The organism is Haloactinopolyspora sp. (assembly GCF_027324685.1).
GTDB lineage: Bacteria > Actinomycetota > Actinomycetes > Jiangellales > Jiangellaceae > Haloactinopolyspora.
In genome coordinates this window covers 19,429-39,274 of sequence record NZ_DAHVSH010000100.1, presented here as the reverse complement: position 1 = coordinate 39,274, position 19,846 = coordinate 19,429, and the positions used below count along the sequence as shown (strand labels likewise).

Below are 19,846 nucleotides of genomic sequence, written 5' to 3'. Positions count from 1 at the left end.
CAGCGGTCCGGGTGGCCTTAGCGTGGCAGTCGTGCGGTGCTCGATACGCCGCCGATCGACCGACACGACCACGTGAGGACAGCCATGATCAGGGCACGACAACTCACCAAACGCTACGGAGACACGACCGCGGTCGACGCCATCGACTTCACCGTCGAACCGGGCACGGTCACCGGCTTCCTCGGCCCGAACGGTGCCGGGAAGTCCACGACCATGCGGATGGTCATGGGCCTGGATCACCCTTCGTCCGGTTCGGTCACCGTGAACGGCAAGGCGTACCGCGACCTCCCGGCGCCGCTGCACGAGGTCGGCGCGTTGCTCGAGGCCAAGGCGATCCACGGTGGGCGCAGCGCCTACAACCACCTGCTCTGGCTGGCCAAGAGCAACGGCATCTCCCGTCGCCGCGTCGACGAGGTGATCGAGCTCGTCGGGCTGGGCGCTGTCGCGCACAAACGATCCGGCGGCTTCTCGCTCGGGATGGGCCAGCGCCTCGGCATCGCCGCCGCCATGCTCGGCGACCCCGGCGTGCTGCTGTTCGACGAACCGGTCAACGGCCTGGACCCCGAGGGCATCCGCTGGATTCGCAACCTGATCCGCAGCCTCGCCGCCGAGGGGCGCACCGTGTTCGTCTCCAGTCACCTGATGTCGGAGATGGCACTGACCGCCGACCACCTGCTCGTCATCGGCCAGGGCAAGATCCTCGCCGACACCGACATGAACGACTTCATCGCCCGCAACTCGGCGAGTTACGTCCGCGTGCGCTCCCCGCACGCCACCGAGCTCGCCGAGCGGCTGAGCGCGCGCGGCTGGACGGTCGAACCGACCGATGACGGCGCGATGGCGGTCTATGGCGCCACCGCCGAGGAGATCGGCGACCTCGCCGGGTCCGAGCGGCTCTACCTGCACGAACTGGGCAGCGTGCAGGCCTCACTGGAGGACGCGTTCATGCGGCTGACCGCGGACGCCGTCCAGTATCAGGCCGCCGTTCCCGCAGCCGCGGCCACGCCCGCTCCAGGATCCACGCCCGATGCGCACGAACGCGCCGACCTGAACCCGGCTGGAGTGTGACCACCATGACCATCACCGCAACCGAACCCCGTGCGGTGCGAACGCATGCCGCGCCACCGCAGCGCGTCACGTTCGGCCGCATCGTCAGCGCCGAGTGGACGAAGGTTCGCTCCGTGCGCTCCACCATGTGGACGCTCGCGTCGATGATCGTCGTGAGCGTGGGGCTGACGGCCCTGATCTGCTGGGCGGTCGCCGGCGACCTGGCATCCGGAGACGCCGGCGGCGAGACGCCTGGCTCGTTCGTCAACTGGGGCATGATGTTCGGCCAGATCGGAGCGCTGGTGCTGGGCATCATCGTGGCCTCGGCCGAATACTCCAGCGGCATGATCCGCTCGACTCTGGCGGCCGTACCTCGCCGCTGGGCGGTGCTGCTGGCCAAGACGACGGTGCTCGGCGGGTTGCTCCTCGTCCTGGGCACCATCACATCGGTGGCGAGTTTCGCCGCGGGCAACGCGTTCCTGTCCGCCGAGGGCGTCGGGTTCGCCCTGGACGATCCGGGCGTCCTGCGGTCGCTGATCGGCGGCGGGCTGTACCTGGCGACGCTCGGCGTTTTCGGCCTCGGTCTCGGCATGCTGATGCGCCACACTGCCGGAGCGGTGACCGTGGGTATCGCCCTGGTGTTCGTGGTCGGGAACCTGGTGGCCCTGGTGCCCGGCGTGGCGGGGGAATGGCTGACGAAGCTGATGCCTGGCAACGCCGGCTCGGTGGTGGCGATGCTGGACTCCTTCAACCCCAACCTGCTGGGGCCGTGGACAGGCTACGGCGTGTTCGTCGGCGAGACCATCCTGCTGCTGGCCGTCGCCGGAGCCTTGTTCGCCCGGCGGGATGCCTGAGGCCGAGGGCGACTCACGGCGAGCGTTCGCAGGCGGTCGGTGGTGCACCGGCCGCCTGTGTTCCGTTGATCCGTACGGCGCTGACGGCGGCATTGTCGGTGTCGTCGGTCTCGCGTAACAGGTTCGCCGGGTCGGCGCGCAGCGTCAGGCAGTAGATGCCGTCCGGCAGGCCGTCGGCCAGCGGAAGCGATTGGCCAGGGGTTTCGACGTCGTAGTCGTCGGCGAAACCGGCGGTGATGCCTTGGACACTGGTGCGGTCGCAGTCGTCGTAGCGCTGGCTCGCCCCGGGCCACCGTGACCCGGGCAGTCGGCGGCTGTCGCGGAGGCAGAAGCTGACTTTGTCCGTCGCGGCGATCCGGGCCGCCCGGCCCGGGCGGGTGAGTACGTAGGAGGCCGAGGCGTCGAAGTGCCAGTGTTCGTGCGTGGGATGGTCGAGCATGCACCCGGCCGGAACCGTCTTGGCGGGCGTGTCGATCTCCGTGTCGTAGCGCTGGTCCCCGTCCGCATCGCCGATGACGGACTGGGCGGCGTGGCGCTGGTCGGGTGGGCAGTCCCCGCCGACGTCGGGCACCACGATCAGCGGGCCGTCCCCGACGTTGGCCAGCACAGCGCCGAACCGCAGCTCACGGCCGCCGTCGCCGGTGCGGCGGATCTGGACGTCCTCGGCCGGCAGGCTGCGCAGGTTCGGCAGCAGCAGTTGCGGCGCCCCTGCGCGGCGGGGGAGGTCGTTGGACTCGGCTTGAGCCGGTGCGGGCGCCCTGCCGCCAGCAGAATCACCGCTGGTCGAGGACGAGTCGCTGCACGCGGTGAGGGCGGCCGCCACGCACAGTGCGCCGATGGCCGCCGAGCCGAATCGGCGATCCCCCACACGTCATTGTCGCCCGAATCATCGCCCCTGGGTACCCGTCACGGTCATCGGGAACATGGCGGTGCACGCTAGGCTGTGTTGAGCGTTCCTGTCGCCTACATTCGAGGGTCCACGCCACCGTGTTCGCCACGCTCTCCGATCGCCTGTCCGCGACGTTCAAGAACATCCGCGGGAAGGGCCGCCTCTCCGAGGCCGACATCGACGCCACCGCACGCGAGATCCGTGTCGCGTTGCTCGAGGCCGATGTCGCCCTGCCGGTGGTCAAAGACTTCATCGCCGCGGTCAAGGAGCGCGCCCGCGGTGAAGAGGTTTCGCAGGCTCTCGATCCCGCCCAGCAGATCATCAAGATCGTCTACGACGAGCTCGTGCAGATCCTCGGCGGCGAGACGCGCCGGGTGCGCTTCGCCAAGCAGCCGCCGTCGGTGTTCATGCTCGCCGGCCTGCAGGGTGCCGGTAAGACGACCCTGGCGGGCAAGCTTGCCCTGTGGCTGAAGGACCAGGGCAAGCAGCCGTTGTTGGTGGCAGCGGACCTGCAGCGCCCGAATGCGGTCACCCAGCTGCAAGTGGTGGGCGAGCAGGCTGGTGTGGCGGTGTGGGCGCCCGAACCGGGCAACGGCGTGGGCGATCCCGTCGAGGTGGCTCGCTCCGGTGTCGAGCATGCCCGGCAGAAGCTGTACGACGTCGTCGTCGTCGACACCGCCGGCCGGTTGGGCGTCGACGAGGAGATGATGCGCCAGGCCGCGGACATCCGCGACGCCGTGTCGCCGGACGAGACCCTGTTCGTCGTCGACGCGATGATCGGTCAGGACGCCGTCGCCACGGCCAACGCGTTCCTCGAGGGCGTCGGTTTCGACGGCGTGGTGTTGACCAAGCTCGACGGCGACGCGCGCGGCGGGGCGGCGCTGTCGGTGGCGTCGGTCACCGGCCGACCGGTGATGTTCGCCTCGGCTGGGGAGAAGCTCACCGACTTCGACGTGTTCCATCCGGAACGGATGGCCTCGCGCATTCTCGACCTCGGCGACATGCTGACCCTCATCGAGCAGGCCGAGAAGGCCTTCGACAAGTCCGAAGCCGAGCAGATGGCCCGCAAATTGCAGGCCAAGGGCGGCAAGGACTTCACCTTCGACGACTTCCTGCAGCAGATGCAGGCGGTCAAGAAGATGGGCTCGCTCAAGAGCATCATCGGCATGCTCCCCGGAGCCGGGCAGATGCGCGAAGCGCTGGACGCCTTCGACGAACGCGAGCTCGACCGCGTCCAGGCGATCATCCAGTCGATGACGCCGGCAGAGCGGGCCAACCCGAAGATCATCAACGGCTCTCGCCGCGCACGTATCGCCCGCGGGTCCGGCACCCAGGTCAGCGACGTCAATCAGCTGGTCGAGCGGTTCTTCATGGCCCGCGACATGATGAGCCAGGCCGCCAGCGGCAAGTTCGGCGGCGGGATGCCAGGGATGCCCGGCATGGGTGGCATGCCCGGGATGCCAGGTGTCGGCGGCAAGAAGAGCAAGGGCAAGCAGTCCAAACAAGGCAAGAAGGGCAAGCGGGGAGCGCGGTCGGGCAATCCGGCCAAGCGCGCGGCGCAGCTTGCCGCCGCCGAAGACAAGCGCAATCAGCAACCTGCGCCAGGGCAGCTGCCGTCGGCGTTCGGCGGCGGCGACGAGGCGCCGGGTGATGGAAACTTCGAGTTGCCTGACGACATCGCCGAGTTCCTCAAGAAGCGTTGAGCCTCGGGGGAGGCGTGGTGAGTCCGGCCTGGCACGTCCGCGGCGTGGTGCTTCCCGAAGCTGAGCACCGAGACCTGTGGATCCACGACGGCCGGGTCACCTACGAGCCGGTCTCCGGCGCGCAGAGCGTGGGAACCGGCTGGGTCCTGCCGGGATTGGTCGATCTGCACTGTCACGTCGGTCTCGACAGCCATGGCGCTGTGGCCGACGACGAAGCCGAAAGCCAGGCCGTGACCGACCGTGACGCCGGCGTGCTCCTCCTGCGCGATGCCGGCTCACCGGCCGACACCCGCTGGATCGACGAGCGTGGTGACCTGCCGCGGATCGTGCGGGCCGGTCGGCACATCGCTCGGACTCGCCGCTACATCCGCAATTACGGCTGGGAGATCGAGCCCGAGGAGCTGGTCGCCTACGTCGAGCAGGAGGCCCGGCGCGGGGACGGTTGGGTGAAGCTGGTCGGCGACTGGATCGACCGCGAGAAGGGCGACCTCGGGCCGTGCTGGCCCCGCGAGGCCCTGGAGCCGGCCATCGCCCGCGCCCACGAGCTCGGGGCGCGGGTGACAGCGCACGTGTTCGGTGAGGAGGCGTTGCCGGACCTGCTCGGTGCCGGTATCGACGGCATCGAGCACGGCACCGGGCTGTCCGACGATCTGCTGGCGCAGATGGCCGAGCGCGGGGTCTCCATGGTGCCGACCTTGATCAACATCGCGAACTTCCCCACCTTCGCCGATCAGGGGGTGGCCAAGTTCCCGGCCTATGCCAAGCACATGCGTGCCCTGCACGAGCGTCGCTACGACACGGTGAGAAACGCCTACGAGGCTGGTGTTCCGGTGTTCGCGGGCACCGACGCGGGCGGCTATCTGCCGCACGGGTTGATCGCGCGCGAGGTGCTCGAGCTGGTCACCGCCGGCATCCCGGCCGTCGACGCCGTCGCCGCAGCGTCGTGGAAGGCACGCGCGTACCTGTTGGGCGACAGCGGTCGTCTCGACGAAGGTGCTGCCGCCGACCTGTGCGTCTACGCCGCCGACCCACGGGTGGAGCCCCAGACGCTACTGGAACCGGTCCGCATCGTCCTGCGCGGACGCATCGTTCGCTGACGTCGTTCGTTCCGCCGGCCGTCTTCTGCCACTTCTGGAGTGTCGTCCACGCTTGACGGGCTGCTGATGCGTGGAAAACCCTCCAGAAGTCGAACGTGGAACGGGTTCATGATGGTCGTGGGCGGGTCGTGAAGATCGTCGTGGTCCCAGGTGCGCGGTATAGCGGCATCTTCGACCACGACGATCTTCACGACCCCTTCTGGACTCCGCTGGGGGCGCTGATGAACGTCCCCGGCGGCAGCGCTTCAGCTCATGCTAAAGAAGTCTTGTTAAAGGAGTCTTTAGCAAGGTATCTTTAGCATCATGACCTCCGAACGACAGGCGATCAGCGATCCGACGAGCGTGCGCGCGCTGGCGCACCCGTTGCGGCTGCAGCTCTTGGACCTGCTCGGTATGGAGTCCGAACTGACGGCCACGCAATGTGCCGAGCGCACCGGTGAGAGCGTCGCCAGTTGCTCGTTCCACCTGCGGATGCTGGCGAAGTACGGCTACGTCGTGCCGGGCGAGCCGCGCGGGCGGGAAAAGCCGTGGAAGCTGGCCTCGCGTAGCCGAACCATCAGCCCGGACTACGACGACCCTGCCTCCGTTGAGGAAGTGTCGGTCTTCGCGCAGCTCGTGGTGGATCGTGAGGCCGACCGGCTCAAGCGGTGGCTGGCGCGGGCCGGGCGCGAGTTGCCGGAGTGGACCGACGCCACGCCATTGACGACGACGTCGTTGTGGCTCACCGCCGACGAGGCGAAGGAGATGTCCACCGCCATCATGGAGGTGCACCAACGCTTCAGCGAGCGGTTTCGGCAGCGACGCGACGACCCGACCACGCGCCCCGCCGGTGCTCGCCCGGTTCACGTGCTCGGCGCTTCCAGTGTCGACCCAGCAGCAGAATCTGCGGCATGAGCGCCTGGCGGCGGCCCGCCTTCCGGCGGCTGGGCACGGCGTGGACGTTCAGCAACTTCGGCGACAGCGCGCTGATCCTGACGCTCGGTATCTGGGCCAAGGACCTCACCGGCAGTAACGCCGCAGCCGGTTTGGTCTTTCTCGCCTTGGGGCTGCCGGTGTTCTTTGCTCCGCTCGCGGGCCACATCGCCGATCGCGTGTCGCGGCGGCGTCTGGTCATCGTCGTCAACGCCATCGCGGCCCTCGGCGTCCTCGTCCTCTTGTCGGTGCGCTCGGTCGATCAGCTGTGGCTCATCTACGTGGTGACCTTCGGCTACGGCTGCGTCGGCTATCTCACCAGTGCGGCACAGTCGGGGCTGCTGCGTGACATGCTCGCCGACGACGAACTCGCCGCGGCCAACGGCACGCTGAGCACGATCGATCAAGGGCTGCGGTTGCTCACACCGCTGGTCGGCGCGGGGCTGTACACGCTGTTCGGCGGTGCTGCGGTAGCGGTACTGACCTCAGCGATGCTGGCCGTCGCGGCCGTCGCCATGGTGACAGTGCGCGTCGACGAGACGCCGGCCTCACCGTCGGGGGAGCGCGAACGCTTCGTGCGCGAGGTGGCCGCTGGGGTCCGGCACATCCGGAGCGTGCCGGGCCTGGCACAGACGGTGCTCCTGGTCGGTGTCGCGTTCGCGGCCACCGGTCTCGCCAACTCCACGATCTGGGCCGTCATCGATGACGGGCTCGAACTCGGTAGCGAATTCTTCGGCGTGCTCGCCAGTATCCAGGGCGGCGGTTCCGTACTCGGCGGCCTGACCGCTGCCTGGCTGATCCGCCGCGGTGGTGAGCGGATGGCCATCGGGGCCGGGTTGGCGCTGCTGGCGGTGGGGATGGCGACCGGTCTGGTCGCCGTCGTCGCCGTCGTCACCGTCGGTGCGGCCGTGCTCGGCGTCGGCGTGGTGTGGATGGTGGTCGGGCTGGTCACCCTGCGGCAGCGGCTGACGCCGGCACGCTTGCAGGGTCGCGTCTCGGCCGCGACGAACATGGCGCTCAACGGCCCGCAGGCCGCGGGTACAGCCACCGGAGCTGCGCTGATCGCGGCGGTCGACTACCGCATCCTCGTCGCCGTCATGGCTGCTTCCATCGCCGTGTGCGCTGCGCTGGCCCTGGTACGCGCCCTCCAGCAGGCACGCTTCGACGCCGTCAGCACCGAGCCCGGCGCCGTCCTGAACGCTCCCGAACCGATCTGACCCGAGGAGGTCACCGATGCTGTACGTGCACGCCGGGGTGTACGACCCGCACGCCGAACGATGCATTCAAGCCGAGGAGAACCGGAACGCCCAAACCCTGATCAGGGCACGCCGACTCGAACGGTGGTCCCGGCGCGCCGCCAGGGTGTCGGCTCGACTGTCGCGTCACGCCGGAGCCTGGCGCGCCCGGCTGGTGTAGCTCGCCTCAGCCACGACGCTCGCGCAGCTGGTGAACGACGTGCCGGACGCACTCGCCCTGGTTGCGGAACCCCGGGTTGTGGAACGTGCGCCAGCCACCGTTCTTGCAAGCTTCCTTGGTGCCGAGTACGACGACCTCGAGCGGCTGCGGGTCCGGCCAGGTGGCTCGTGGACGGTCCTGGTTCTCGCCCAGGCTTTCCCAACGCAGCAGGTCTCGTCGGGTCTCGCCGGGCTGGGGGAGTAGCCGACGGGCGTGGAACGAACCGGCGTCGCCGGAATCGTCGTTGAGGTTGACCTGCATCTCGGTGCCGTTCTCATCGGCCGGTGGATGCTCGTAGTCGGAGCGGACGGCTGCCACGGAGTCAGGGACGGTCGGCGGCGAGGCGATCTCCTCGATCGGTTCGAGGCTCTGCCCGTCGATGACGAAGGTACGGGCGTCGCCGTGGCAGGTGACGTCGAGGCGCAGGTTGCCGTCGTCGGTCAGTTCCGGAGCCCAGTAGATCTCGACCTCGAAGACCAGCGTGCCGGGCTGGGAGAAGTCCCACGCTCCGGTCCAGTCGCTGACCTGGACGCGTTGCCAGCCGTCTTCGGAGTCGTCCGGGCGAGCCACGTAGACCTGCGTGTTCCCGTCCTCGTCGTACTTGTGGTAGGCCACCACCGGCTGCCCGTCGGCGTCGAAGCCGACCTGGACGTTGTTGTTGATGACGCCGCCGTCCACCGGCACGGGGTCCACCGCGTCGCTCTCGGCGCGGGTGATGGGCAACGGCTCGGGGGTATCCGCGCTGTCGCTCCAGCTGATCAGATCGGTGGTCTTGGCGTAGGAGACGGTGTTGCTGGTGGAGGCTATGCCGGTTTCGCGCCACACCCACACCATGTGGTAGTCGCCGTCGGGGCCGAGTCGCGGCTTAGCGGCGTAGGCATTGCGCTCACCCTCACCGTCCAGTACCGGGGTCTCCAGCAGCGCTCGCCACTGGTCGGTGGCCTCGTCATAGGCGTTGTAGATGTCGACGCCGTTGCCGCTGCTGCCCTCGCGGTAGCGGAACACCAGCGTGCCGTCCTGGAGCCGGAGGAAGACCGGGTAGGTCACCGAACTCTCCAGCTCGGGGTTCGTCATGTGCGCCACCCGTTGCAGCGTGGTGACGTCTCCCGGGGTCGTCGTGCGCCAGTAGCGCAGCTCGTCGTTGTGCATGTTGCCGGCGACGTGGAGGTTGCCCTCACGGTCGGTCTTGACGGTGATGTAGTTGTGACTGTCCCAGTCGATGGTGGAGGTCAGCTGCTGTTTGGTCCACTGATGGCTGTCGAGTTTGCGATGGGCGACGGTGAGGACGCGGTCGGAGCCGTAGTAGGCGACGTACTGGTCGTCGCCATCGGTGACCATCGACTGCCCGACGTAGTGACCGGCCCAGGTGTCGCCCACCGAGACGGTGTCGATGATCACCTCCTGCGGCGCATCGGCGGGGTCGGCGTCTGGCACGGTGCCGCAATTCAGCGGCAGATCGTTCGGCTCGGCCTGGGCAGAACTGACGAAAATAGTGGTCAGCGTGGCGACCGCGGCGAAGGCGGCCACGCCGGCGACGACGGTGCGCCGCGCGCAGCTGAGACGGTGAGGCATCACACGGGCTCCTGGAGTCGCGGACTCAAAGCCCGCGGCGGACGACGAGATGTAACGTTTCAAACACAGATCGTCGCGAACAGCAAGCCCCTGGCCGAATCAGGACGCCGAGAACGTGGCGGTACACCGCCGCCGTGGAGTTGGGTCGGCAGCGATCGATCTGGCACAATGACGTGTTGAACCGGTGCCCGTGTGGACCCTCTCACCCGCGGATGCCGTGTCCATCGAACCGTCGGCACCGATCCCCACTCGGGTGGCGGCGGGTCATTCGCGCGTGAAAACTCGAGGAGACTCCGCCCAAGTGGCTGTCAAGATCAAGCTGAAGCGGATGGGCAAGATCCGCACCCCGCACTACCGCATCATCGTCGCCGACGCCCGCAACAAGCGCGACGGCCGGGCGATCGAGGAGATCGGCCTGTACAACCCCAAGGTCGAGCCCAGCTACATCAAGCTCGACTCCGAGCGCGTGCAGTACTGGCTCAGCGTGGGCGCTCAGCCCACCGAGCCCGTCGCGGCGATTCTCAAGGTCACCGGCGACTGGCAGAAGTTCAAGGGGCTGCCCGGCGCCGAGGGCACGCTCAAGGTGGCCGAGCCCAAGGGTGAGAAGCGTGCCGCCTTCGATGCCGCGCTGGCCGAGGTGCACGGCGAAGCCAAGTCCGGCGCCACGACGCCGAAGAAGAAGTCGGCCAAGAAGAACGCGCCGAAGGCTGAGGCCAAGGCTGACGACAAGGCCGAGACCAAGGCTGACGACAAGGCCGAGGCCAAGGCTGACGACAAGGCCAAGGCTGACGACAAGGCCGAGGCCAAGGCCGACGAGACGGCCGAGCAGACCCCCGAAACCAAGGCCGACGCCCCGGCCGCCGAGGCGAGTACGGAAGAGTCCTGATGCTCGCCGAGGCGCTCGAACACCTCGTCGCCGGCATCGTCGAGCACCCCGACGACGTCCGTGTCCGCGCTCGTCAACTGCGGCGTGGGCGGCTGCTCGAGGTCAGAGTGCACCCCGACGATCTCGGCAAGGTCATCGGCCGGGGCGGGCGGACGGCCAGCTCGTTCCGCACGGTCATCGGTGCGCTGTCCGACTCCGGTGTGCGTATCGACTTCGTCGACGTCGACGGGCGCTGACACCTCGCACATGACGATCGAGCCCGTGCTGTGGGCGCCACACGGCACGGGCCGCCCGTCGTGCCGCGCGACGGCAGGGGGAGGGGAACCGCAGAGATGATCGTCACGGTCGGCCGCGTGACCCGTGCGCACGGCATCCGCGGAGACGTCACGGTCGAGGTGCGCACCGACACGCCCGACGAACGCTTTGCCGCCGGGCGCACCCTGATCACCGAGCCCGCCTCGGCGGGTCCGCTGACGGTCCGGCAGTCCCGCTGGCACAGCGGCCGACTGCTGGTGCGGTTCGAGAACGTCGATGATCGCGACGCGGCAGAAGCGCTGCGCGGCACTGTGCTGCAGACCGAGATCGACGATGACGAACGTCTCGACGATCCCGAGGAGTTCTACGATCACCAGCTCGAGGGGCTGCAGGTCGTGACGGTCGCCGGGAACGAGGTCGGCACGGTCGGCGAGGTGATTCACGCACCTGCCCAAGACGTCTTGGTGGTCCGCCACCCCCGGGGAGGCGAGTCGCTCGTGCCGTTCGTCGCCGACATCGTCCCCGAGGTCGATCTCGATTCCGGGACCGTGATCGTCGACCCGCCGCCCGGTCTGCTCGAACCCGAGACCCAGACCTCCGGCCCGCGGAAGCGGTCGGCGACCCCGGAGTCCGGGTCATGAGGATCGACGTCGTCACGATCTTCCCCGGGTACATGTCTCCGCTGGAGCTGTCGCTGGTGGGCAAAGCACGCGAAGCCGGACTGCTGGACCTGCGGGTGCACGACCTGCGCGACTGGACCACCGATCGGCACCGCACGGTCGACGACACGCCGTACGGCGGCGGTGCGGGCATGGTGATGCGGCCCGACGTGTGGGGCGACGCCCTGGACGACCTGCTCAGGCAACGCGACGTCGACGCCCGCCCACCACGACTGCTCGTCCCCACCCCGTCGGGGCGCTTGTTCGATCAAGCGATGGCTCAGGAGTTGGCCACCGAGCCGTGGATGGTCATCGCCTGCGGGCGCTACGAGGGGATCGACGCCCGCTTCGTCACTGACGCCGCCGCACGGATGCCGGTGACGGAGCTGTCCATCGGCGATTACGTGCTCGCCGGCGGCGAAGCAGCTGCCCTGGTGGTCATCGAGGCGGTCTCGCGCCTGTTGCCCGGCGTACTGGGCAACCCGGACTCCCTGGTCGAGGAGTCACACGGCGCCGAAGGACTGCTCGAATACCCCGTGTACACCAAGCCGCCCACGTGGCGCGGCCTGGACGTGCCAGAGGTGCTGTTGTCCGGCCATCACGCGCGGGTGGCCCGATTCCGGCGCGACGAAGCGTTGCGGCGCACGGCGTTACGCAGGCCGGAGTTGCTGAAGAAGATCGACGCCGACCGTCTCGACGAGCACGACCGAGCCGTGCTCGAGGCCCTCGGGTTTCACCTAGAGCCCCCTTCTGTGGCAGACTGATCGGCTGTTGCCCGAGTCGCGGTCGCCCCTGCCACAGGGGGGAAGCCGGCCGATGCCTCCGGGCCCTCACCGCCAGAACTTCGATACCGTCGGCGACCTGTGGCGCCCTCGAGGAAGCGAAACCCGTCATGAACACTCTCGACGCAGTCGATGCCGCCCAACTCCGTGACGACATTCCGGACTTCCGGGCCGGCGACAACCTCAAGGTTCACGTCCGCGTCGTCGAGGGCTCGCGCTCTCGTGTCCAGGTGTTCCAGGGCGTGGTGATCCGCCGGCAGGGCGCCGGCATCAGTGAGTCGTTCACCGTGCGCAAGGTGAGCTTCGGCGTGGGTGTGGAGCGCACCTTCCCCGTTCACACGCCGGTCATCGAGCGCATCGAGCTCGTGACGCGCGGTGACGTGCGCCGCGCCAAGCTGTACTACCTGCGTAACCTGCACGGTAAGGCCGCCAAGATCCGGGAGAAGCGCGAGACTTCCTGAGCCGGCGCACCCCGCACCAGCCCGTCCCGGCGCGATGACCGATACCGCCGCCGGTCGGGCTCGGCGCGGATCGTATTGTGTTGCGCGTGCCACCCGAAGCGTTCGACTCGACCCCGGGCTCGGCCCGGACACCTCAGGGGGAAGCCTTGACCGAGGAGAAGTCGCCTCGGGATGGCGCCGAAAACACCGAGGACTCCGGCTCGAAGCGTGGGCTGAGTGCGTTCATCAAAGAGACGGCCATCGTGGTCGTGCTCTCGCTCATCATCGCCACCGTAGTGCGAATCTTCCTGGTACAGGCGTTCTTGATCCCCTCCGGCTCGATGGAGGACACGCTGCTGGTCGGGGACCGTGTGCTCGTATCCAAGATCAGCCTGCGCTTCGGCGAGGTGCATCGTGGCGACGTCGTCGTGTTCGAGGACCCGAACAACTGGCTGGGCGCGCAGGCACCCGATGACGACACCGGGGTCGGCGCCGCGGTGCAGGAGTTCTTCGAGTTCGTCGGTGTGCTGCCCGACGACTCCGAGGAGCATCTGATCAAGCGCGTGATCGGACTCGGCGGCGACACCGTGGCCTGCTGCGACGAATCGGGCCGCCTGACCGTCAACGGCGAGCCGGTCGACGAGACCGCCTACCTGTTCCCGGGTGACTCGCCCTCGCTGAAGGAGTTCGAGGAGACCGTTCCCGACGGCGAACTGTTCGTCATGGGCGATCATCGGTCCAACTCCGGCGACTCCCGCATCCACGGCACCTTCGACGAGGATCTCGTGGTGGGGCGAGCCTTCGCGGTCGCCTGGCCCATCTCGCGCTGGGGCTCGTTGTCCGACGACGGCGCGTTCGACGCCGTGCCTGCCCCCTGACGCCGTGACGTCGTAGGGTGAGCCCATCATGACCGTGTCGACCGTTCGCCGCCGTACCGTCGTCCGGCGTGATGCCGGGCTCTACGCCTACGAGCGCACGCTGGCGCGCTCCGGGTTCGCGCCGGTCGCCGGCGCGGACGAAGCTGGCCGGGGGGCCTGTGCGGGTCCGCTGGTCGTGGCCGCGGCCATCCTGCCCACCGGGCGCCGGGGCGAAGTGCCCGGCCTCGCCGACTCCAAGCTCCTCGTCCCAGCCGTGCGCGAGCAGGTCTACGACGAGGTCGTCGCGCGCGCCCAGGCATGGTCGGTGGTGGTCGTCGAACCCGGCGACGTCGACCGCGTCGGCCTGCATCGCTGCAACATCGAGGCGATGCGCCGTGCCTTGGCCCGCCTGGACATCGCACCGAACTACGTGCTCACCGACGGCTTCCCGGTCACGGGCTTGGGCGTGCCCGGCCTGGCGATGTGGAAGGGTGACCAGGTCGCCGCGTGCATCGCTGCAGCGTCGGTGATCGCGAAGGTGACCCGAGACCGGATCATGTGCGAGCTGCACGAGAAGTGGCCGGAGTACGGATTCGACGCCCACAAGGGCTACTCGACGCCCGAACATCAACAGGCCCTTGATCGGCACGGCCCGACCCCGGTTCATCGTCGGTCGTACGCGAACGTCTCCCGCGTGGTATCCGTGGATGACGATGGTCCGAGAGGAGAGCGCGAGACATGAGTGCAGAAGATCTCGAGAAGTACGAAACCGAGATGGAGCTGTCGCTCTATCGCGAGTACCGCGACGTCGTCGGGCTCTTCTCGTACGTCGTCGAGACCGAGCGGCGTTTCTACCTGACCAACAACGTCGACTTCCAGGTCCGCGGTGAAGGCGCTGACGTCTACTTCGAGGTGACGATGAGCGACGCGTGGGTGTGGGACATGTACCGCCCGGCGCGGTTCGTGAAGAACGTCAAAGTGGTGACCTTCCGCGACGTCAACGTGGAAGAACTGGCCAAGAGCGACCTCGAGATCCCCAAGACCTGACCGCCCCCACTCGGGTGAAATGATCATGTTCACTACCCGATTCCCTGCCACACCACCCATGTAAGCCTCGTGGTGCGGCACAACGCCTCGTGGTGTCCAACAACCGACTGAGCTGATCGCCGCTCTTGACGTCCGGCCCGGCTGTCCACAGCTGAGCGCTGAGACGTGAGTTGTCCACATTCGCCGCCAACGGCCTTGGCCGATTCGTCCGGCCGCGACACGCTCGGTGCCGGAGGTGAGGCCGGTGCGGGTCAAGGACAAGATCGGGCAGTACGGCGAGCAGGTCGCCGTGCGGTACCTGCAACGCGAAGGGTTCGTCATCCTCGCGCGGAACTGGCGCTGCGAGGTCGGCGAGATCGACATCGTGGCCTTGGACGGTGCCACGGTGGTCGTCTGCGAGGTGAAAACCCGCAGCGGGTTCGGGTTCGGCTCCGGGCTCGAGGCGGTCACCCGCGAGAAGATCGCCCGGTTGCGGCGCCTCGCGCTGCGTTGGCTGGCTGAAGCCGGCCGGGCCGGCAGCCCAATGCGCATCGACGTCGTCGCCGTTCACCGCCGCCGGACCCAGCCGCGCACCGAACCGCTCATCGAGCATGTGCGAGGTGCCCAGTGACGCGCCTGGGCCGCTGCCGCAGTGTGGCCCTGGTGGGCGTGCGCGGCGCCGTGGTCGACATCGACGCCCACATCGGCGGGATGCCCGGCTTCACCCTCATCGGGTTGCCGGACGCTTCGCTGTACGAGGCGCGAGACCGGGTCCGCTCGGCGGTGCTGTCCAGCCGTGAGGCGTGGCCGCTGCAGAAGATCACCGTCAGCCTGTCGCCGGCGTCGCTGCCCAAGCGCGGCAGCCAGTTCGATCTCGGCGTGGCCGTGGCCGTTCTCGCCGCGGCCGAAGAAGTTCCCGTGGGAACGACCGAGTCGGTGTTGTTCCTCGGCGAGCTCGCTCTCGACGGACGGTTGCGGCCGGTTCGCGGCGTGCTCCCTGCCGTACTCGCCGCGGCCAGAGCCGGGCTGACCAAGGCGATCGTGCCAGAGCCGAACCTCGAGGAGGCGCGGCTGGTCCCCGGCGTGCACACGTTCGGTGCGCGTTCGTTGCGGCAGGTGTTGGCGTTCCTGCGTGGGGATGACATTCCCGCCGAGGAGCCGGACGACCTCGTGGCACCCAGCGTCGGCGGCGAGTACACCGCCGACAGCGACGATCTCGCCGACATCGCAGGTCAGCGCCATGCGAAGACGGCGATAGAGATCGCTGCGGCCGGGCATCATCACGTCCTGCTCAGCGGGCCGCCGGGAGCGGGTAAGACGATGCTCGCGCGTCGCTTGCCGACGTTGTTGCCCGATCTGTCGACCGAGGATTCGCTCGAGGTCACGGCCATCCACTCGGTGGCCGGCGTCCTGCCGCCGGACCGTCCGCTGATCGCGCGCCCGCCGTTCTCGGACCCGCACCACACGTCGTCCACGGCGGCCGTGGTCGGTGGGGGCAGCCGGACGATCAAGCCCGGTGCGGCCAGTCTGGCTCACCGGGGCGTGCTGTTCATGGACGAGGCACCGGAGTTCTCTCCGCGCGTGCTCGACTCGCTGCGCCAGCCGCTGGAGAACGGTCAGATCGTCCTGGCTCGGGCGGAGTCGACAGCGGTGTTCCCGGCTCGGTTTCTGCTCGTGCTCGCGCAGAATCCCTGCTCGTGCGGCAACCACGGCAGCGTCAGCCACGAGTGCACCTGCAGCCCGGACTCGGTACGCCGCTACGGCCAGCGGGTGTCGGGTCCGGTGCGCGACCGCGTGGACGTTCGGGTCAGGGTCGAGGCGCCGACGATCGCCGACATCGACGCTGCGGTCGACTCCGCCGAACCCGGGTCTCGAGTCGCCGAGCGGGTCGCGGCTGCTCGTGAACGTCAGGAACGCCGGCTGCGGGAAACGCCGTGGCGCTCGAACGGCGAGCTGCCCGGCTGGTTTCTCCGGCGCGAGCTGCGACTGCCGCCCGACGTCACCACGCCGGCCTATGACGAGCTGCGTCGAGGCAGCGTCACGGTGCGTGGTGCCGACCGTATTCTGCGCCTCGCCTGGACCGTTGCCGACCTCGCGGGGCACGACCGCCCCAGCCGTGCGGACGTCATGGAAGCCGTCGAGCTGCGGCTCGGCCGAGCAGCATGAACGCGGACGGACCGGTGGACCATGCCGAGCGGGTGGCCCGGGCGGCCCTGTCGGCCCTCGTCGAGCCTGGCCACACCGTGCTCATGCGACGTGTCGACGCCGCCGGTGCCGAGGCCACGCTGCGCGCGATCCGGCGGGGCGACACCAAGCTCGACCCGAACCATCGAATGCGTGATCGGTTGCGTAGCGGGCAGGTGGACGGCGAGGAGGTGCTGGCCACAGCGGACCGGTTGGGGATCGGCTACCTGTGCCCAGGCGAGGCCGGTTGGCCGGTCGCGCTCGAGGTGATGCGCGAAACCCTGGACGCCGGCGCGGACGCGGTGCCACCCCCGCTGGGCCTGTGGTGGCGCGGCGAGGCGGAGCTGGCCACAGCCGCGGAATCGGCCGTGGCCGTGGTCGGATCCCGCAATGCCACTCGGTACGGCGAGCGGGTCGCAGCCGATCTCGGTTCGGACCTGGCGATGGCCGGCTGGACCGTCGTGTCAGGTGCCGCCTTCGGCATCGACGCCGCATCGCACCGCGGTGCGCTGGCCATGGGCGGCACGACGGTGGCGGTGCTGGCCTGCGGCGTCGACGTGGCCTATCCGAAGAGTCACGCCAGCTTGCTCGACCGGATCGCCGCCCAGGGTGTCGTGCTCAGCGAGATGCCGCCGGGCGTACGGCCGATGCGGTCGTGGTTTCTGGCTCGCAACCGCATCATCGCGGCGTTGTCGGCCGGCTCCGTCGTCGTCGAGGCGGCGATGCGATCCGGTGCATTGAGCACGGCCGGCTGGGCGGTCAAACTCAGCCGGGAGGTGCTCGCCGTGCCGGGCCCGGTGACTTCCGCGTTGTCGGCAGGGTGCCACGACCTCGTCCGCGAGAAAGGGGCGACGTTGGTGACCGACGCGCGCGACGTCGTCGATGCGGTCGGGGCGCTGGGCGCCGATGCCGTACCAGCCCGGCGAGGCGAGGACCGGCCCTTCGACCGCCTGTCGCCGGTGCACCGACGGCTGCGCGAAGCGATGGCCGTCGGCCGGACGACGAGCGTGGCGATGCTGGTCGAAGCCACGAGCTTGTCGGCTGCGACCGTGCGTGCCGAGATGGACGTGCTCGCTGGAGCCGGCTGGGTCGAGGAGGACGGTGCCGGGTGGCAGCTGCCGCGTGGCGGTCCTTGACCAGGCCGTTCGTGGGCCGCACTGTGAGCTTGTGGAGACCCCAGCCGACGATCTGCCGCCTGCTCTGGCATCGGCCGTGGCGGAGTTCGCCCGGTATCTCGGTGCTGAACGCGACCGATCCGAGCACACGGTGCGCGCCTACGTCGGCGACGTGACGAGCTTGATGACGCACCTGGCGCGGCGCGGCATGACCGAGGTCTCCGAGCTTGACCTCTCGGTGCTGCGCAGCTGGCTGGCAGCACAGCGCACGCAAGGGCGATCGCGTGCGACGTTGGCGCGCCGGGCGTCGGCGGCCCGGGTGTTCACGGCGTGGGCGCACCGCGGCGGGCGGTTGGCCGAGGACGTGGGGGCGCTGCTCGCCGCGCCACGGGCGCATCGAGTGCTGCCTGAGCCCCTGCGGGCCGGCGAGGCGTCGACCCTGCTCGACGCCGCAGCGGACGCCGCCTCCAGCGGCGACCCCGTCGATCTGCGCGACCATGCGTTGCTCGAGTTGCTCTACGCCACCGGGATCCGCGTGGGCGAGCTCGTCGGTCTCGACGTCGACGACATCGACGCCGAGCGCCGGGTGGTCCGCGTCTTCGGTAAGGGCCGGCGGGAGCGAAGCGTGCCCTACGGTGTGCCGGCGCAGACCGCCCTGGATGCGTGGCTGCGCATGGGACGCCCGCAGCTGGCGCGGTCGGCGGCCGCAGCGGCGCTGTTCGTCGGTGTCCGGGGGGCCCGGCTCGGGCAGCGTGGGGCGCGCGCCATCGTTCACCAGCGGCTGCGTGCCGTGCCGGGCGCGCCCGACGTAGGCCCGCACGGGCTTCGGCATACGGCCGCGACCCATCTGCTCGAAGGCGGCGCGGACCTGCGCAGCGTGCAGGAGCTGCTGGGCCACGCCTCGCTGGGCACGACGCAGATCTACACTCACGTCTCCGTCGACCGGCTGCGGCAGGCCTACCGGCAAGCCCACCCACGCGCGTGACCGGCGAACGCGCGACCCCGGCGTGCTTGGCGCGTTCCGGTTCGCCCGCGGGTGTCCCGGGCAGCCACAGCATCGGATCAACCACCTGTCCATCGGCATACACCATGAAGTGCAGGTGACACCCCGTGGACGAGCCGCTGGTGCCGACCAACCCGATCGTGCGCCCGGAGGCAACGGTGTCACCCGCCGTGACGGCAGCCCGGGCGAGATGGCTGTACGACGTGGTGACGGGCACGCCGCCCACCCGGCCGTGATCGACCGTGACCTGCAACCCGTAAGCTCTCCGGTCGCCCACGTCGGTGACGCGACCCGCCGCCGCGGCGTGGACGCCGGTGCCGCAGGCCGCGCCGAAATCGGTGCCGTCGTGCAGCTTGTACACGCCGGTGAGCGGATGCGTGCGCATGCCGAACGCCGAGGTGACGCGTGGCTCGGCGACCGGCCACGCGAGCCGGGCGCCCCCGGGGAGCACCGGCGGGTCCGGCGCATCGCCGGAGACCGTCCGTTCCCCCAGGGGGAGCAACCTGACCGTGCCCGGTGCGGCTGCCACGAGGCTCAGCGGGTCGATGTAGCGCGCGTTGCTGCGCGCGCCCCAATGCAGGCAGGTCGCCGGTGCGCAGTGGCTGCCCGCCGCGGCGAGCGTGCCGATCGGGTCTCCGGCGCGCACGACGTCGCCATTCGCCACGCTCGCCGTGACCGGCTCGTACGTGGACTGCAGTGGGCCGTGGTCGACCACGAGCACGCCCCGCCCGGCGACTAGGCCCGCGTAGGTGATCCGCCCCGGGCCCGGCGCCCGCACCTCGGCACCGGCCGGGGCCGCCAGATCGACGCCCCGGTGGCCAGGCCCCCAGGGATCGGCAGGCGGGTCGAAGCCGGACACCACGTCCAGAGGCCCGTTCGGCGGGCCCACCGGCCGCACCCACCCGGGCGAGCCGTCGAGCACGTCAGGCCCTGCCCGCGCGACCCCACAGGTAGCAGCGGAGACGGCGAACACGACGGCCAGCACGGAGAACAACAGGACGATTCGGGGCATGCGCCCGAGCATCCAACTCAGCCGGCCGCTCGGGATGGCCCGATTCGCAAAATGTGGACAACCAGGTCACCCCGCGATCGTTGTGGACAACCGCCACG

The 19,846-nt window shown here is 69.4% G+C and carries 21 protein-coding genes and 1 pseudogene; 19 read left to right on the top strand and 3 right to left on the bottom strand.

Translation table 11 applies throughout. The annotated features are described in order from the left end of the window. Positions 1–84 precede the first annotated feature (84 nt). Positions 85–1,068, top strand: a complete 984-nt coding sequence (locus M6444_RS11420; protein ID WP_298327094.1) for an ABC transporter ATP-binding protein — start codon at positions 85–87, stop codon at positions 1,066–1,068. A gap of 5 nt (positions 1,069–1,073) precedes the next feature. Beyond that, positions 1,074–1,901 carry an ABC transporter permease subunit gene (locus M6444_RS11415; protein ID WP_298327091.1) on the top strand — a complete coding sequence of 276 codons (828 nt, stop codon included), beginning with the start codon at positions 1,074–1,076 and terminating at the stop codon, positions 1,899–1,901. Positions 1,902–1,914: 13 nt separating this feature from the next. Here the strand turns inward: M6444_RS11415 and M6444_RS11410 are convergent, their stop codons facing one another. Then, positions 1,915–2,769, bottom strand: coding sequence for a lysyl oxidase family protein (locus M6444_RS11410; RefSeq protein WP_298327087.1), 855 nt, complete (start codon positions 2,767–2,769; stop codon positions 1,915–1,917). A gap of 119 nt (positions 2,770–2,888) precedes the next feature. Between M6444_RS11410 and ffh the strand changes: the two genes are divergently transcribed. From ffh to M6444_RS11385, 5 genes are all read left to right on the top strand, one after another. Beyond that, complete coding sequence (gene ffh / locus M6444_RS11405; protein ID WP_298327084.1) at positions 2,889–4,493, top strand: signal recognition particle protein; 1,605 nt, start codon at positions 2,889–2,891, stop codon at positions 4,491–4,493. A 17-nt stretch (positions 4,494–4,510) separates the two neighbouring features. Further along, positions 4,511–5,590: an amidohydrolase family protein gene (locus tag M6444_RS11400; protein ID WP_298327082.1), complete on the top strand. Its 1,080-nt coding sequence runs from the start codon at positions 4,511–4,513 to the stop codon at positions 5,588–5,590. A gap of 303 nt (positions 5,591–5,893) precedes the next feature. Further along, a complete protein-coding gene (locus M6444_RS11395) occupies positions 5,894–6,484 on the top strand; it encodes a winged helix-turn-helix domain-containing protein (RefSeq protein WP_298327079.1) in 591 nt (196 codons plus the stop codon). Then, positions 6,481–7,719: an MFS transporter gene (locus tag M6444_RS11390; RefSeq protein WP_298327076.1), complete on the top strand. Its 1,239-nt coding sequence runs from the start codon at positions 6,481–6,483 to the stop codon at positions 7,717–7,719. The genes M6444_RS11395 and M6444_RS11390 overlap by 4 nt, the downstream gene beginning before the upstream one ends. Before the next feature lie 16 nt (positions 7,720–7,735). Next, positions 7,736–7,918, top strand: a complete 183-nt coding sequence (locus tag M6444_RS11385) for a hypothetical protein (protein WP_298327073.1) — start codon at positions 7,736–7,738, stop codon at positions 7,916–7,918. A gap of 6 nt (positions 7,919–7,924) precedes the next feature. Here the strand turns inward: M6444_RS11385 and M6444_RS11380 are convergent, their stop codons facing one another. After that, positions 7,925–9,529 carry a BNR repeat-containing protein gene (locus M6444_RS11380; RefSeq protein ID WP_298327070.1) on the bottom strand — a complete coding sequence of 535 codons (1,605 nt, stop codon included), beginning with the start codon at positions 9,527–9,529 and terminating at the stop codon, positions 7,925–7,927. 301 nt (positions 9,530–9,830) lie between these two features. Here M6444_RS11380 and rpsP point away from each other — a divergent pair, with 301 nt between their 5' ends. From rpsP to M6444_RS11320, 12 genes are all read left to right on the top strand, one after another. After that, a complete protein-coding gene (gene rpsP, locus M6444_RS11375) occupies positions 9,831–10,415 on the top strand; it encodes a 30S ribosomal protein S16 (RefSeq protein ID WP_298327067.1) in 585 nt (194 codons plus the stop codon). After that, positions 10,415–10,651 (top strand): RNA-binding protein, encoded by a 237-nt coding sequence (locus M6444_RS11370; RefSeq protein WP_298327064.1) that lies wholly within the window; start codon positions 10,415–10,417, stop codon positions 10,649–10,651. Before rpsP ends, M6444_RS11370 begins: the two co-directional genes overlap by 1 nt. A 96-nt stretch (positions 10,652–10,747) precedes the next feature. Further along, the gene (gene rimM / locus M6444_RS11365; protein ID WP_298327061.1) at positions 10,748–11,311 is read left to right on the top strand and encodes a ribosome maturation factor RimM; all 564 of its coding nucleotides are present in this window, start codon (positions 10,748–10,750) and stop codon (positions 11,309–11,311) included. Continuing rightward, entirely contained in the window at positions 11,308–12,093 is a 786-nt protein-coding gene (gene trmD, locus M6444_RS11360; RefSeq protein ID WP_298327060.1) for a tRNA (guanosine(37)-N1)-methyltransferase TrmD, read from the top strand. Before rimM ends, trmD begins: the two co-directional genes overlap by 4 nt. Positions 12,094–12,221: 128 nt before the next feature. Continuing rightward, positions 12,222–12,572: a 50S ribosomal protein L19 gene (gene rplS / locus M6444_RS11355; protein ID WP_298327057.1), complete on the top strand. Its 351-nt coding sequence runs from the start codon at positions 12,222–12,224 to the stop codon at positions 12,570–12,572. Positions 12,573–12,658: 86 nt separating this feature from the next. Further along, positions 12,659–13,429: a signal peptidase I gene (gene lepB / locus M6444_RS11350; protein WP_298327055.1), complete on the top strand. Its 771-nt coding sequence runs from the start codon at positions 12,659–12,661 to the stop codon at positions 13,427–13,429. A gap of 28 nt (positions 13,430–13,457) precedes the next feature. Then, positions 13,458–14,150 carry a ribonuclease HII gene (locus M6444_RS11345; protein ID WP_298327052.1) on the top strand — a complete coding sequence of 231 codons (693 nt, stop codon included), beginning with the start codon at positions 13,458–13,460 and terminating at the stop codon, positions 14,148–14,150. Further along, positions 14,147–14,455, top strand: a complete 309-nt coding sequence (locus tag M6444_RS11340; protein WP_298327049.1) for a DUF2469 domain-containing protein — start codon at positions 14,147–14,149, stop codon at positions 14,453–14,455. Before M6444_RS11345 ends, M6444_RS11340 begins: the two co-directional genes overlap by 4 nt. Positions 14,456–14,699: 244 nt before the next feature. Further along, entirely contained in the window at positions 14,700–15,065 is a 366-nt protein-coding gene (locus tag M6444_RS11335; RefSeq protein ID WP_298327046.1) for a YraN family protein, read from the top strand. Beyond that, positions 15,062–16,600, top strand: coding sequence for a YifB family Mg chelatase-like AAA ATPase (locus tag M6444_RS11330; protein WP_298327043.1), 1,539 nt, complete (start codon positions 15,062–15,064; stop codon positions 16,598–16,600). Before M6444_RS11335 ends, M6444_RS11330 begins: the two co-directional genes overlap by 4 nt. Then, positions 16,597–17,754, top strand: a complete 1,158-nt coding sequence (gene dprA / locus M6444_RS11325) for a DNA-processing protein DprA (protein WP_298327041.1) — start codon at positions 16,597–16,599, stop codon at positions 17,752–17,754. Before M6444_RS11330 ends, dprA begins: the two co-directional genes overlap by 4 nt. A 31-nt stretch (positions 17,755–17,785) precedes the next feature. Next, complete coding sequence (locus tag M6444_RS11320) at positions 17,786–18,718, top strand: tyrosine recombinase XerC (RefSeq protein WP_298327039.1); 933 nt, start codon at positions 17,786–17,788, stop codon at positions 18,716–18,718. Between the two features lie 133 nt (positions 18,719–18,851). Here M6444_RS11320 and M6444_RS22985 read toward each other — a convergent pair. Then, a pseudogene (locus M6444_RS22985) lies at positions 18,852–19,748 on the bottom strand (peptidoglycan DD-metalloendopeptidase family protein); the annotation flags it as partial. Positions 19,749–19,846: the final 98 nt, after the last annotated feature.